This is a genomic window from Rhizobium cauense (assembly GCF_019511525.1).
GTDB classification, from domain to species: Bacteria; Pseudomonadota; Alphaproteobacteria; order Rhizobiales; family Rhizobiaceae; genus Rhizobium; species Rhizobium cauense.
In genome coordinates, this window is sequence record NZ_JAEUAT010000005.1 from 403,241 (window position 1) to 415,926 (window position 12,686).

General features: G+C 60.5%; 15 protein-coding genes. 8 read left to right on the top strand and 7 right to left on the bottom strand.

The genetic code is table 11. The features are described from left to right. Positions 1–170: 170 nt before the first annotated feature. Positions 171–947 carry a DUF3108 domain-containing protein gene (locus JNB88_RS12580; RefSeq protein ID WP_220355727.1) on the top strand — a complete coding sequence of 259 codons (777 nt, stop codon included), beginning with the start codon at positions 171–173 and terminating at the stop codon, positions 945–947. A 29-nt stretch (positions 948–976) separates the two neighbouring features. Further along, positions 977–1,873 (top strand): aromatic amino acid exporter YddG, encoded by an 897-nt coding sequence (yddG, locus tag JNB88_RS12585; protein ID WP_220355728.1) that lies wholly within the window; start codon positions 977–979, stop codon positions 1,871–1,873. Between the two features lie 3 nt (positions 1,874–1,876). Here the strand turns inward: yddG and JNB88_RS12590 are convergent, their stop codons facing one another. Both JNB88_RS12590 and gloB read right to left on the bottom strand, forming a co-directional pair. Next, a complete protein-coding gene (locus tag JNB88_RS12590; RefSeq protein ID WP_220355729.1) occupies positions 1,877–2,299 on the bottom strand; it encodes a cupin domain-containing protein in 423 nt (140 codons plus the stop codon). Then, positions 2,299–3,069: a hydroxyacylglutathione hydrolase gene (gene gloB / locus JNB88_RS12595; RefSeq protein ID WP_037132287.1), complete on the bottom strand. Its 771-nt coding sequence runs from the start codon at positions 3,067–3,069 to the stop codon at positions 2,299–2,301. Before gloB ends, JNB88_RS12590 begins: the two co-directional genes overlap by 1 nt. A 54-nt stretch (positions 3,070–3,123) precedes the next feature. Between gloB and JNB88_RS12600 the strand changes: the two genes are divergently transcribed. The 3 genes from JNB88_RS12600 to JNB88_RS12610 all read left to right on the top strand — a co-directional run bounded on the left by JNB88_RS12600 (position 3,124) and on the right by JNB88_RS12610 (position 6,026). After that, positions 3,124–3,900 carry a class I SAM-dependent methyltransferase gene (locus JNB88_RS12600; protein ID WP_037132291.1) on the top strand — a complete coding sequence of 259 codons (777 nt, stop codon included), beginning with the start codon at positions 3,124–3,126 and terminating at the stop codon, positions 3,898–3,900. Between the two features lie 90 nt (positions 3,901–3,990). Beyond that, positions 3,991–5,100 (top strand): histidinol-phosphate transaminase, encoded by a 1,110-nt coding sequence (gene hisC / locus JNB88_RS12605; protein WP_220355730.1) that lies wholly within the window; start codon positions 3,991–3,993, stop codon positions 5,098–5,100. Beyond that, positions 5,097–6,026 (top strand): prephenate/arogenate dehydrogenase family protein, encoded by a 930-nt coding sequence (locus tag JNB88_RS12610; RefSeq protein ID WP_220355731.1) that lies wholly within the window; start codon positions 5,097–5,099, stop codon positions 6,024–6,026. Before hisC ends, JNB88_RS12610 begins: the two co-directional genes overlap by 4 nt. Before the next feature lie 2 nt (positions 6,027–6,028). Here the strand turns inward: JNB88_RS12610 and JNB88_RS12615 are convergent, their stop codons facing one another. Further along, complete coding sequence (locus tag JNB88_RS12615) at positions 6,029–7,027, bottom strand: DUF2125 domain-containing protein (RefSeq protein WP_220355732.1); 999 nt, start codon at positions 7,025–7,027, stop codon at positions 6,029–6,031. Between the two features lie 51 nt (positions 7,028–7,078). On the opposite strand from JNB88_RS12615, the gene JNB88_RS12620 reads away from it, so the two are divergent. Beyond that, entirely contained in the window at positions 7,079–7,612 is a 534-nt protein-coding gene (locus tag JNB88_RS12620; RefSeq protein WP_220355733.1) for a gamma-glutamylcyclotransferase, read from the top strand. Positions 7,613–7,807: 195 nt separating this feature from the next. Here the strand turns inward: JNB88_RS12620 and JNB88_RS12625 are convergent, their stop codons facing one another. The 4 genes from JNB88_RS12625 to ftsE all read right to left on the bottom strand — a co-directional run bounded on the left by JNB88_RS12625 (position 7,808) and on the right by ftsE (position 11,133). Beyond that, positions 7,808–8,605 (bottom strand): lysophospholipid acyltransferase family protein, encoded by a 798-nt coding sequence (locus JNB88_RS12625; protein WP_220355734.1) that lies wholly within the window; start codon positions 8,603–8,605, stop codon positions 7,808–7,810. Between the two features lie 84 nt (positions 8,606–8,689). Further along, entirely contained in the window at positions 8,690–9,400 is a 711-nt protein-coding gene (locus tag JNB88_RS12630; protein WP_197066636.1) for a YdcF family protein, read from the bottom strand. A 70-nt stretch (positions 9,401–9,470) separates the two neighbouring features. After that, a complete protein-coding gene (locus tag JNB88_RS12635; RefSeq protein ID WP_420832183.1) occupies positions 9,471–10,418 on the bottom strand; it encodes a cell division protein FtsX in 948 nt (315 codons plus the stop codon). A 55-nt stretch (positions 10,419–10,473) separates the two neighbouring features. Continuing rightward, on the bottom strand, positions 10,474–11,133 hold the full coding sequence (gene ftsE, locus JNB88_RS12640) for a cell division ATP-binding protein FtsE (RefSeq protein WP_007528031.1): 660 nt from the start codon (positions 11,131–11,133) through the stop codon (positions 10,474–10,476). 203 nt (positions 11,134–11,336) lie between these two features. Here ftsE and JNB88_RS12645 point away from each other — a divergent pair, with 203 nt between their 5' ends. Continuing rightward, entirely contained in the window at positions 11,337–11,987 is a 651-nt protein-coding gene (locus tag JNB88_RS12645; RefSeq protein WP_220355735.1) for a hypothetical protein, read from the top strand. Positions 11,988–12,051: 64 nt separating this feature from the next. Beyond that, positions 12,052–12,594, top strand: a complete 543-nt coding sequence (gene hpt / locus JNB88_RS12650) for a hypoxanthine phosphoribosyltransferase (RefSeq protein WP_220355736.1) — start codon at positions 12,052–12,054, stop codon at positions 12,592–12,594. Positions 12,595–12,686 lie beyond the last annotated feature (92 nt).

Sequence of the window (12,686 nt, forward strand, 5' to 3'; positions counted from 1 at the left end):
CAGGCCATGATTGGAAAGTTGCGGTTCTATAGTCAGACAGGCCGTGCGCGTCAAGCCAAACCTTGGCGTTTCCCGCAATTCTGTCAAAAAGCTCGTGTTTGCTTCGTCGTGATACAGGCGTATAGACCGTGAGGAACGGCTTTACCAGCCGCCTGAACAGGGTTCATTTCATGGCTCATCTGGGCAAACGTTTTCTAATTTCCACGCTCGCTGCGCTGATGGCCATTCCGGCCGGCGCAAGTGAGATCGTGCATCGGACGGAATACAAGGTTTCTCTTGGCATCCTGACGATCGCGCGCGCCGCCTTCCTGACGAAGATCGAGGACAACAAGAGCTACAGGGTCTCCGGCGATATCAGCTCGGCCGGCCTTGCCGATCTCGTCACCAACATCTCGGCCAAGACTAGCGTCGACGGCGTGCTGCGCGGCGACCGGCTACAGGCGTCCCGCTACTATCTGTACTACAAGAGCGGCAAGCGCGCCCGTACATACGAGGTGCGCTACAACAACGGCAATATCGTTTCGACGACCGTCAAGCCGCCTCGCAAACCACCGAACAACTGGGTCAATGTGCCGGCAAGCGACTTGCGCTCCGTCCTCGATCCGATCTCTGGTCTCATTTTCCCCGCGGACGCCAATGTCTGCGCCCAGAAACTGCCGATCTATGACGGCGAAATGCGGATGGACCTCGTTCTCTCGCCCAAAGGCCAGCAGAACTTTTCGACAACCGGCTTCAACGGCAAGGTGACCGTGTGCAATGTGCGCTTCGTTCCTCGCTCCGGTTACAAGAAGGGTCGTAGCGACATCGACTATCTGAGCAGGAGCAGCCGCATGGAAATCTGGTTTGCCAAGTCGGATGCGGCGAATGTATATGCTCCGGTCTACGTTCGTATTCCGACGCAATACGGACCGGTGACGATTACCGCGGTGAAATACGGCGCAAGCTGACGGAGCGTGGTCTCCGCAAAGGGGGACAGGTGAAGCTTCGGGCAACGCTAATCGGCTTTACGGCCATCCTCATGTGGTCGTTCCTGGCGCTGTTCACGGCTGCATCGGGCACGATGCCGCCGTTCCAGTTGTCTGCCATCTGCTTTGCCATCGGAAGCATTCCCGGCATCGTCGTGCTGATCCTCAATCCGTCGCGGCTGCGGCTGCTCAAGCAGCCGGCCAAGGTTTGGATCGTCGGGATTGCCGGCTTGTTCGGATACCATTTCCTCTATTTCACGGCGCTCAGAAACGCTCCGGCGGTCGAGGCGGGGCTGATTGCCTATCTCTGGCCGCTGCTGATCGTCGTCGGGTCGGCGCTGCTGCCAGGCGAGCGCCTGCGCTGGTATCACATCGTCGGCGCTTTGGCCGGTCTCTGCGGCACTTTCCTGATTGTCGGCCGCAACGGCATCAATTTCGACGGTGCCTATGCCGTCGGATACGGTGCCGCCTTCCTTTGCGCCTTCACCTGGTCCGGCTACTCGCTCCTGACGCGTCGTTTCGATGCGGTCTCGACCGACGTCGTCACCGGCTTCTGCATGGCGACGTCGATCCTGTCTCTCATCTGCCACCTCGGGCTTGAAACGACGGTCTGGCCGGAAACCGTGTCGCAGTGGATTGCAGTGGCCGGCCTCGGGCTCTTCCCCGTTGGCGCTGCCTTCTATGCCTGGGATTACGGCGTCAAGAACGGCGACATCCAGATTCTGGGCGCCGCAAGCTATGCCGCGCCGCTTCTGTCGACGTTGAACCTGACGCTCTTCGGTTTTGCCGAGCCGAGTTGGCGCATTGCGCTCGCCTGCGTGCTGGTCACCGGCGGTGCCGTGCTTGCTGCAAACGAGATGTTTCGCCGGAAGGCCGCGACGGCAGAAGAGCGTGTCGCCGCGGAATAGCTTTCAACCGACCGGCTTCCAGTCCGGCGGCGCCATCTCGAAGGACGCGAAGTGGAAGCCCGGTGCAACCGTGCATCCGACCAAGGTGTACTCACCCGTCGTTGCGGCAGACTGCCACCAGTTGGCAGGGACGATCGCCTGCGGACGTTCACCCTTGAGGATATCGCTCCCGAGCGTCAGCGTCTCGCTGCTGCTTCCATCCTGCGAGCGGTGAAGCGTAAGCGGCGCACCGGCGTAGTGGTGCCAGACCTCGGCCGCGTCATGGACACGATGCCAGTGGGAACGCTGTCCGGCCTTGAGCAGATAGTAGATCGCCGTCGAATGGCCGCGGGATCCGCCCTCGATGTCGCGGAACGTCTGCACGTACCAGCCGCCTTCGGGATGCGGCTGCATTCCAAGTTCGCGAATAATATCGTCCGGTGACATCAGAAAACGTCCTTGCGCCGGCGGATTTCCGCGAAGACTTCCTCGTTGGTCTTGGTTTCCATCAAGAGGTTACGGCGAATGGCGGGATCTGCTGCGCGAAGGAAGGGATTGGTTTCCTTCTCCAGTGCCAGCGTCGTCGGAATGGTGAACCTGTTCTCGGCCCGGAGAGCTTCGATTTCGGCCGCGCGGCTTACCAGTCGCTGATTGTCCGGATCGATGGTGAGCGCAAAGCGTGCATTGGAGAGCGTATATTCATGGCCGAAATAGATCGCCGTTTCATCAGGTAGCACGGCAAGCTTTTGCAGCGAGTGCCACATATCGGCAGCCGGGCGCTCGAAAAGACGCCCGCAGCCAAGGGCAAACAGCGTGTCGGCGGCGAAGAGCAGCTTGTCGTCGACGAAGTGGTAACAGATATGTCCGGCCGTATGACCGGGGGTCTCGATGACCTTTACGTTATGATCGCCAAACAGAAACGTGTCGCCGTCGGCCATCGTCTTGTCGAGGCCGGGGATCGCCACCGCCTCGTTGATCGGACCGATGATCTCGCAGCCATATTGCTCCTTCAGCGCGAGATTGCCTTCGACGTGATCCGTGTGATGGTGGGTCGTGAAAATATGGGTGATCGTCCAGCCGCGACGGGTTGCTGCCTTTTCGACCGCGCCTGCATCGGGCGCGTCAATCGAGGCCGTCAAACCGGTTTCGGGGTCGTGGACAAGCACACCGAAATTGTCGGTACGGCAGAGAAAAACGTCTAAATCCAAAGGTTTCATAGTCTCAGGGAGCCTCTTTATCGCGGGTATATCGGGAATGTAGAGGGTCGCGCCTTGAAGTCCAACCGCCCACTGATAACATTTACCTCGATGCACGCTGATATCGTCGACCTACGCCAGTTCTATCATTCCGACCTCGGACGCATTGCCGAGCAGTCGATCGCCATGGCGCTTTCTTCGCTCTGGGTGAGGCTGCCGCAGGAGCGTCTTGTTGGTCTCGGCTATGTGGTGCCCTTCCTCGACCGCTTCCAGCCCGACACGGAGAGGACCTTTGCCTTCATGCCGGCGGGGCAGGGGGCGGTGAACTGGCCGGTGGGGGCGCTATCCTCGACGGCTCTGGTTTTCGATGAGGAGTTGCCGCTGCCGGATTCCTCGATCGACCGGGTGCTGATGGTCCATTCCCTTGAGTTTGCGGAGAGCCCGCGGGAGACCCTGAAGGAGTTGTGGCGGGTTCTGGCGCCGGGCGGGCGCCTGGTGATCGTCGTTCCGAACCGCCGCGGCGTCTGGGCGCGCATGGAACATACGCCGTTCGGCTCCGGGCGGCCCTATTCGCGGGGACAGCTGACAAATCTCCTGCGCGAAACCAATTTCACGCCGGGGGCAACGGCGGAGGCGCTGTTCTTTCCGCCCTCGAAGCTGCGTACGATGATGCGCCTGCGGGGCGTCTTCGATCGTGTCGGGCGGACTTTGTGGCCGGCTTTCTCGGGCGTCATCGTCGTCGAGGCGCAGAAGCGGCTCTATCAGGGGCTGCCGGTCGCCGCCCGCGCGTCGCGACGCGTCTTCGTGCCAGTCCTCGCGCCCCATGGCGTTCCGACGACGCGCAGCCGCTAGTCCTTCCGCACTCGACAAGGCCGCCGTTCCGTTCTATTGCCACAAGGCAGTTTTCAGCCGAGTTTTCCGGTATTTTCCAAGGTCGATCCGATGAGCGAAGAGATGAGCAAGCCCGTTCCGCGTCCAGGCATTCTGGATATCGCAGCCTATGTGCCGGGCAAGCACCATGCGCCGGGTGTGGCCAAGGTTCACAAGCTCTCATCCAATGAAACGCCGCTCGGCGCGAGCCCGAAGGCAATTGCAGCCTTCCGCGCCGCTGCCGAAAAGCTGGAACGGTATCCTGACGGGCAGGCTCTCGAGTTGCGTGAATCGATCGCGGCGGTTCACGGTCTCAATCCCGCTAATATCATGTGTGGCAATGGTTCGGACGAGCTGCTCGCCCTGCTTTGCCACGTCTACCTCGGCACTGGCGACGAGGCTGTTATTACGGAGCATGGCTTCCTGGTCTACAAGATCCAGATCATGGGCGCTGGCGCCACGCCCGTTACCGTGCGGGAAAAGGATGCGACGGTCGATGTCGATGCAATCCTCGCCGCGGTCACACCGAAGACGAAGATGATCTTTATTGCCAACCCAGGAAACCCTACGGGTACCTATGTTCCGGTGAGCGAGATTCGTCGCCTGCACGCTGCCCTGCCGAAGAACGTCGTCCTCGTCCTCGATGCCGCCTATGCGGAGTATGTCCGCCGCAACGACTACGAGGCCGGGATTGAGATCGTTTCGTCCAATCCGAATGTCGTCATGACCCGGACCTTCTCCAAGATCTACGGTCTTGCCGCGTTGCGTATCGGCTGGATGTATGCGCCCGCCGACATCATTGAGGCTCTCGACCGCATTCGTGGTCCGTTCAATATGAACGCGCCGGCCATCTCCGCTGGCGCCGCGGCCATTCGTGACCAGTCGTTCACGCAGGAAGCCGTGGCCTTCAATCAGATGTGGATCGAAAAGATGACGGTCGCACTTGAGGCGCTCGGTCTTAAGGTCACCCCGTCGGTTGCAAACTTCATTCTTGTTCACTTCCCCGATGTCGACGGCAAGCGAGCACCCGAAGCCGATGAGTTCCTGACCAGCCGCGGCTATATCCTGCGTGCGGTAAAGGGCTACGGATTCGCGAACGCACTGCGCATGAGCATCGGCACCGAAGAGGCGAACCGCGGTGTCATCGAAGTCCTTGGAGAGTTTATGGGACGCAAGTCATGACCGTGCAGTTCGATCGCATCGCGCTGATCGGGATTGGCCTGATCGGCTCCTCCATCGCGCATGACATCAAGCGTCTTGGTCTCGCCAAGGAAGTCGTCATTGCCACCCGCAGCGCCGACACGCTGAAGCGGGCCGAGGAACTGCAACTTGGCGACCGCTATACGACGTCATCGGCTCAGGCGGTGAAGGATGCGGACCTGGTCATCGTCTCGGTGCCTGTTGGCGCCTCGGAAAGCGTGGCGAATGAAATCGCAGGCAGCCTGAAGTCCGGCGCGATCGTGACCGACGTCGGTTCCACAAAGGCTTCGGTTATCGCGCAGATGCAGCCGCATATGCCGCCGCATGTCCATTTCATTCCCGGACACCCGCTGGCCGGTACGGAAAAATCCGGCCCGGATGCCGGTTTTCCGGGTCTCTTCGAGGGCCGCTGGTGCATCTTCACGCCGATCGCCGGGACCGACGAGACGGCATTGAAAACGCTGCGGCTGTTCTGGGAAGCATTGGGCTCCAAGGTCGACGAGATGGATCCGTCGCATCACGACAAGGTGCTCGCCATCGTCTCGCACCTGCCGCATCTGATCGCCTACAACATTGTCGGCACCGCCGACGATCTGGAAACGGTGACGGAATCGGAGGTCATCAAGTACTCTGCTTCCGGTTTCCGCGACTTCACGCGTCTGGCCGCCTCCGATCCGACGATGTGGCGTGATGTCTGCCTGCACAACAAGGACGCGATCCTCGAAATGCTGGCGCGCTTCTCCGAGGATCTCGCCTATCTGCAGCGAGCCATTCGCTGGGGCGAGGGCGACAAGATCTTCGACCTTTTCACCCGGACCCGTTCGATCCGCCGCTCTATCATCCAGGCGGGCCAGGATGTCGATGCGCCCGATTTCGGTCGCCCGCATCCGCTCGAGAAGAATGCCTGATCTCAGATCGGCGGGATCGATCCCAACGGAATGAAGCCGCCGACCGTGGCATTGCCCCGCGCAACCACGAGATCCACGGAAACCTTGTCGCCGCCGCCTGCGAGCGCCTTCAGAAGCTTGGCGGCGGTATCGACGGTCTTGGCGATCTCGGGGAAGGTCTGCTTGATGCTGTCGCGCCAGGGGCCGAGTTGCTCGATCTCCAGCTTGAACTTGCCTGAGAGATAACCCTCCTCGTCGAAGGAGAAGGGGCCGCTCAGCGTCATGACCCTGCCGTCACCGATATCGGTCACGACCTTGCGCAGTTCGCCGCTGGCCCCGTACAGCCCTTTCTGGTCGCTGCCGTCGATCATGCCGGCCTTGCCGGCGAGCGTTACGTCGGCGCTGGCCGAAAGTTTCGGGAAGGCTGGCCAGTCCTTGATGGCTGTATTGGAATCAGTAACCGATATCGCGCCATCGAGGTCGCCGCCATTCTGGCGAAGGTGGATTTCGGTGTGGGCGGCGTCGAAGTTGATCGTTTGTCCTGTCTGGGAGGAGACAGCCGTGCCCTTGAGGCCCTCGATAATCGTCGACGAGCGGTCAACTCCCTTCAACTTGGTGATCAGGCTGGATTGCAGGCTCGCCCATTCGGCATTGAGGGAAAGGCCATTGGCGCTGCGAATCTCAGCGGGCGAATCGAGTTCCCACACGATATGGCCGGGGGCGTAGACCTGCGCCGCGGAGCGCAGCTGGCCGAAGGTCGCCGAAACGCCGTTGACGTTGTCGTCGACATCGACCTTCGCGCAGAAAAGGCCGATACGGAAGGGATAGCCGCGGAAGTCGATATCGGTGCATTCGCCGCTGACGCCGGCCGTGTTGCCGGGCGCGATTGCCTTCAACACGCTCGTCTTCAGCGTCGATGCTGCATAGAACCAGGCGCCCGTATAAAGCGCGATCAACAGAACGATAGCGCTGCCGAGCAACCAGAATTTTCTGCCGCCGCGGGATTGGCTTGACGCTGCCATGATGTTCTCCAATGGTGACTCGCGAGTTGGGATGTCGGTCTGGCGTGGGATATGGACGAATTTTGGGTATTTGGCTACGGATCACTGATGTGGAATCCGGGCTTCGAGTTTTTGGAGCGTTCTCAGGCTCTTGTCTATGGCTATAGGCGTTCGCTATGCGTGCATTCCTGGGTGCATCGCGGCACCGAGCAAAATCCCGGCCTTGTGCTCGGCCTTGATCGCGGCGGTTCCTGCCGGGGCATGGCCTTTCGGATCGCGCCGGGTCAATGGGACGAAACGATCGAATACCTCAGAGCGCGTGAGCTGGTGACCAACGTCTATCTCGAGCGCTGCCTGCCGCTCCAGCTTGCGGACGGCCGGAGCAGCAAAGCGGTCGCCTACGTCGTCGACCGCAACCACAGGCAATATGCCGGGGCGCTCGACGCCCTCGCGGCTGCACAGGTCGTTCATGGCGCTGAGGGCAAGTCAGGACCGAACGATGCCTATGTCTTCAACACGCTGGCGCATCTGCAGGACATGGGTATTCGCGATCACTGGCTGGAGCAGGTGGTCGGTGAAGTCGAACGGTTGAAGACAGCGGCCTGAATTCAGGCAGTCAGACTGCTGACAGGGTCTTGCGGCCTATCGGGGGCGGATGCCGGGGTCCAGCGCGCGCAAGTCCTTGCGCGCAAAAGACCTCTTTGCACCGCAGACGCGGCGGCGATGGATGCCGGCTCAAGGCCGGCATGACGGAGAAACCGATCATTCCGCAAGAAAGAACGCTTCGTCAGTAGGCTGAGCTCAGGCTGTCGCCGTCTCGCTTTTTCGCAATTCTGCAAGCCGCTTTTCGGCGGTCGGGGGAAGAGGCAGGTTCGGATTGCGCGTGACGGTATCGACCAACAACTCGTCACTCGCCTTCTCCGTTACCTCGATCAGATGCGCAAAGAAGGCATCCGGATCCATGCCGGGCTGGATTGCTGGCAGGATGCGGACCTTGAAGTGGCCCGGAAAACGCATGATGCTGCGTCGCGGCCAGAAGAGTCCGGGATGCATCGCGACTGGCACGACGGGCAGCTGCAGATCGCGGTACATTCGGGCAATGCCGTATTTGTAGAGCGGCTCGGCCCCCGGCGGTCGGCGGGTTCCTTCAGGGTAGATGATCAGCTGGCGGCCGGTTGCCAGTTCTTCCTTGGTCCGTCGCAACGCCTCGACCATGACCTTGCCGCGCGCACCGCGATTGATCGGTATCATCCGCTGCTTCTTGGCATACCAGCCGAACAGCGGAATCCACATCAGTTCACGCTTGAGGATGTAGACGGGATCCTTCAGCCAGGGCAGGAGGGCGTAGGTGTCCCAGAAGGACTGATGCTTCGGCGCCAGGATGTAGCCGCCGTCCGGCAGGTTCTCCATGCCTTCGATCTCGAAGGTGGTTCCGACCAGCTTCTCCATCAGCCAGTGGTTCGACATCGCCCAGTTTTTCGGGATCTGGTAGGCGACCTTGCGCGACACCACGAAGTAATAGGGAGAGAGCACGATCATGCGAACGATGAGGTTGGCATAAAAGATCGTATTGAAGAGAACGGAACGCAGAGCGATCATAAACTTTCCCGAGACCAGTATCCGCAAGATGCGGTTGCGCCCTCCTACACGATATTGGCCGCCAGAAAAAGGTTTCGCTACGCTTTAGCCCGAGACGCTGGCTGAGCGGAGCCCGGGATGACGGCCGAGACCTGTCAGATTGCGCGCGCCGGCGAAGAGCACTTTCGCGTATTCGGCCAGCATGACGCGCACGGCGTTCGGATCGGTGAACCAGTCGCTGGTTTTCAGGTCCGTGTTCACCACGGGATAGGGAATGAACTGTGTTTCGGAGTCGACGTAAGCGAATTCCGCCAGACTGCGCGGCATATGATAGTTGTTGGTGACGACAAGCACGCTCTTGTAGCCGCGTTGGTGAATCCAGTTTGAGGCTTCCTGGGCGTTGCCGATCGTATCGAGCGCATCGTAGCCGATGTCGACGCAGCAGGAGAACAACTCCGGCGGAGCCTGCGTCATCCGGCGGATCTGCTTCGGCGTCGTTGACGGGTGAACGCCGGAAATCAACAGGCGCTTGCCGGCGCCTTTCTGCAGCAGTTCGACGGCCTGGTCGATCCGCTGATAGCCGCCCGTCAGAACGACGATCGCGTCCGCGCGGGGATCAAGTGGTGGTTTCAGGGTTGTGACGGAATCGGCAAAGCGGAGGAACCCGCCGAAGATAAGCGCGGCAGCAAGCACGAAGGCGACGCCGCCCCAGCGCAGCATGCGCCGCACCGGACCGCGACGTGCCGGCCCCCCCTCGGAGCGAGTAAGCTCTGCTCCAGGGCGAATCGTGTTGCGCGAAAAATGGCCCATGCTCATGAATCAGGAAAATATATGCAGATTGCGGCGGCGAACAGACGCTTTCATGGCAAAAAAGGCATGGTAAAGCTCAATTTGCCAGTCCATCCGCGCGGGTCGGATCGGAACGCAAAGTATCGATCTCATAGATCGTTCGCATCACCGTCAACCGAGCCGTAAAAGTCGTCAGGAGGGCGATGACGATCATCGTCGCAAAGATGCCGGCATAGCCGAGGGCACCGACCGAAAACGTGCCGAAGAGAGCGGTCGCCTGGTCGGTCTGCGGGGTGGCCAGGGTACGACTTTGCAGGAAGCCCGCGGTCATGAAGAAGAGCGCTGCAAGGGCGCTGCCGACTGCTGAACCCTTCAGGCTGATCTTCAGAAAGTGCTTCTGGAACTCGGTTGCGACGAATGAACTTTCCGCGCCGACGAAGTGGAGAACCTCGACGATGTGGCGGTTGCCGGACAGGGCGCCGCGTGTTGCGAAGACGACGGTCAGCACCATGGCGGAAAAGACGAGCAGCAGGATGCCGGTGCCAATCATCACCGTCGTGTGTGCCATCGAAACCAACCGGTCGACCCATGTGCGGTGATCGTCCAGCGAGGCTTGCGGGATACTTCCGGTAAGCATTGAGCGCATCGCCTCGAAATCAGGCGGATTGCTCTCGTCGATGGTGATGATCACCAGCCGCGGGACAGGCAGTTCCTTGATATCGAGCCCGGTCCCGAGCCAGGGTTCAAGCAGGCGGGCAGTGGCCGCTTCATCGACGATCTGGCCGTTCTTCGTGCCGACAAACGTCAGCGCGAGATCGCGCGCCTGCGTCAGCGCCTTGTCCATGTCCAACCCGTCATCGGGCTTGATCTGGATGGTGATCTCCCGGGAAATCTGGCTCTCCCAGCTTGCTGCAGTGGAGCGCACCATGCTGACACCGCCAAGCGTCAAACAGGCGAGGAAGGCCATGATGGCAATGACGACCATCAGCGCATTGCCCTGAATGTTGGCGGAAGGCAGGATCGGCGCCGTCGGGCGTACCTTCATTTCCGGCCGCTTCTGGCTTTTCGGCGCGGCCTCTGCCGGCGATTTGGGCGCAGCTTTAGTCATGGATGTCGAGGTGCCCTTCCGAGAGGATCATACGGCGGGCTTCTACCTGGTCCATCAGCGCCAGATCGTGGGTGGCGATGACAACGGCTGTGCCGAGACGGTTGAGTTCGAGGAAAAGATTGAGCAGTCGGCGTGCCATTGGCGGGTCGACGTTCGCGGTCGGCTCGTCGGCAAGAAGGATCTCGGGGCGGTCGATCAGGGCGCGGGCGATTGCGGCGCGCTGCTTTTCACCGCCCGAGAGGACCGGCGGCAGGACATTGATGCGCTCGCCAAGCCCCACCCACTTCAGAAGCTCCAATACGTCGGTCTTGTAGGAGCTCTCGTCCTTGCCGCGCACGCGCAACGGCAGCGCGACGTTCTCGTAGGTCGTCAGATGATCGAGAAGACGGAATTCCTGGAAGATGATGCCGACGCGCCGGCGCAGCAGCGGCAGCTCGGGGCGCGGAATGTCGGAAATGTCGCGGCCGAACATGCGGATCAGCCCGCGGGTCGGCTGCAGCGACAGAAACAGCAGCCGCAACAGCGTCGTCTTGCCGGCGCCGGAAGGGCCGGTCAGGAACTGGAAGGATTTCTTCGGAATGTCGAACGTCAGGTCCCGGAGAATTTCCGGCCCCATCCCATAGCGCAAACCGACATTTTCGAAGTGGATCAACGGGAGATCAGTCTTTTGTTTGTTCACCGCACGACTTGTTAACCAACAGCATTAACAACCAGTAAATTTACCGGAAAGACGCCGCTTTGATGGCGATCTTTGCGAAGCATTAACCATTAAAATTTACGACTGTGGAGGATTCGTTTCAATGCCGGATTTCCGTCCGGCCTGAAGCTATTGTGGACACCGGAAAGGCCGTCATCATGACCTCCTCCTCGTTCAGACGCCAAGCGCCCGGTCGCGCTTACGATTTTCTACCGCCCGAACCCGCAAAACGCACGGTGCGTCCAAGTCGTCCGGCCGATATCGCCGACGCCGAATTCGTGGTGATTACGAACGGCCGCACGCAGGACTTCACCCGCCGCAGCTTTCATGACAATCGCAAGCGCGCTTCGCCGCCGGCCGGCAAACCGCCGCTCCCGCCAGCCCTGGCCTCATTCGTTCGCCTCGGTGAGGCCTGGTTGCAGCGCGCTTCGGCCAGAACCTTCGCAGCGCTTGTTCTTGCCGTTTCGATCCTCGCCTTCGGCCTCGTCGGCGGCTTCTCCGGCTTTTCGGAAAGCGAGGCCGCACCCGCCACTTCTCCCCTGCATTTCTCGCATGTGACCATGACGCCGCGTGAGGCGAACGGCATGCAGGTGTTGTTGATCAACGGCATCGTCGATAACCACAGCGGCACGACACAGCTCGTGCGTCCCATCCGCGCGGATTTGCTTGTCGGCGAGCAGCTGATGGCGAGCGTCGTTATCAATCCGCCGGCCGATGTCATCTACGGTGGCCAAAGCCGCGGCTTTTCCACGAGAATCCAGTACGCAGGCGGAAAAATGCCGGAAGTCCGGCTTTCGTTCATGCCCTAAGGGGTGTTTCGTCCCGTCGTTTGTGGTAACGGCTTGTGCTTCTATTCATGGAGCAAGCCTTCTCATGCCCGTCGTGCGCGGAAAAAACATCGAGCCACTGTTCACCGCCGAGCAGATTGCTGAACGCAACCATGTCATGGCGAAGCAGATTGCATCGGGGCCGACGAAGGACCTTCTGGTCATTGCCGTATTGAAGGGCTCGTTCATCTTTGCCGCAGACCTCATCCGCGCGCTGCATGACAGCGGCCTGGCGCCCGAGGTCGAGTTCATCACCTTGTCGAGCTACGGCACCGGGATGGTCTCGCAAGGTGTTCGGATCGTCAAGGACATCGACAGCGACGTAAAGGATCGCGATGTTCTCCTGATCGACGATATTCTGGAATCCGGCCGCACGCTGAAGTTCGCCAAGGAACTGCTCTACGAACGCGGCGCACGCAACGTCACGATCGCCGTGCTCCTCGACAAGAGCGTCAAGCGCAAGGAAAAGCTGGAGGCCGACTATGTCGGCTTCGAATGCCCCGACTATTTTGTGGTCGGTTACGGCATGGACGTCGCCTACGCGTTCCGCGAACTTCCCTTCGTCGGCGTGGTCACAGGCGACGCCTGATTGTGCCAGGATAAGACGGGTTGTTAACCATCCCGTCCATCCCTTCCTGCCGTTTACCGATCGCAAAGGAAAGTCATGTGATTTCCGTTGCG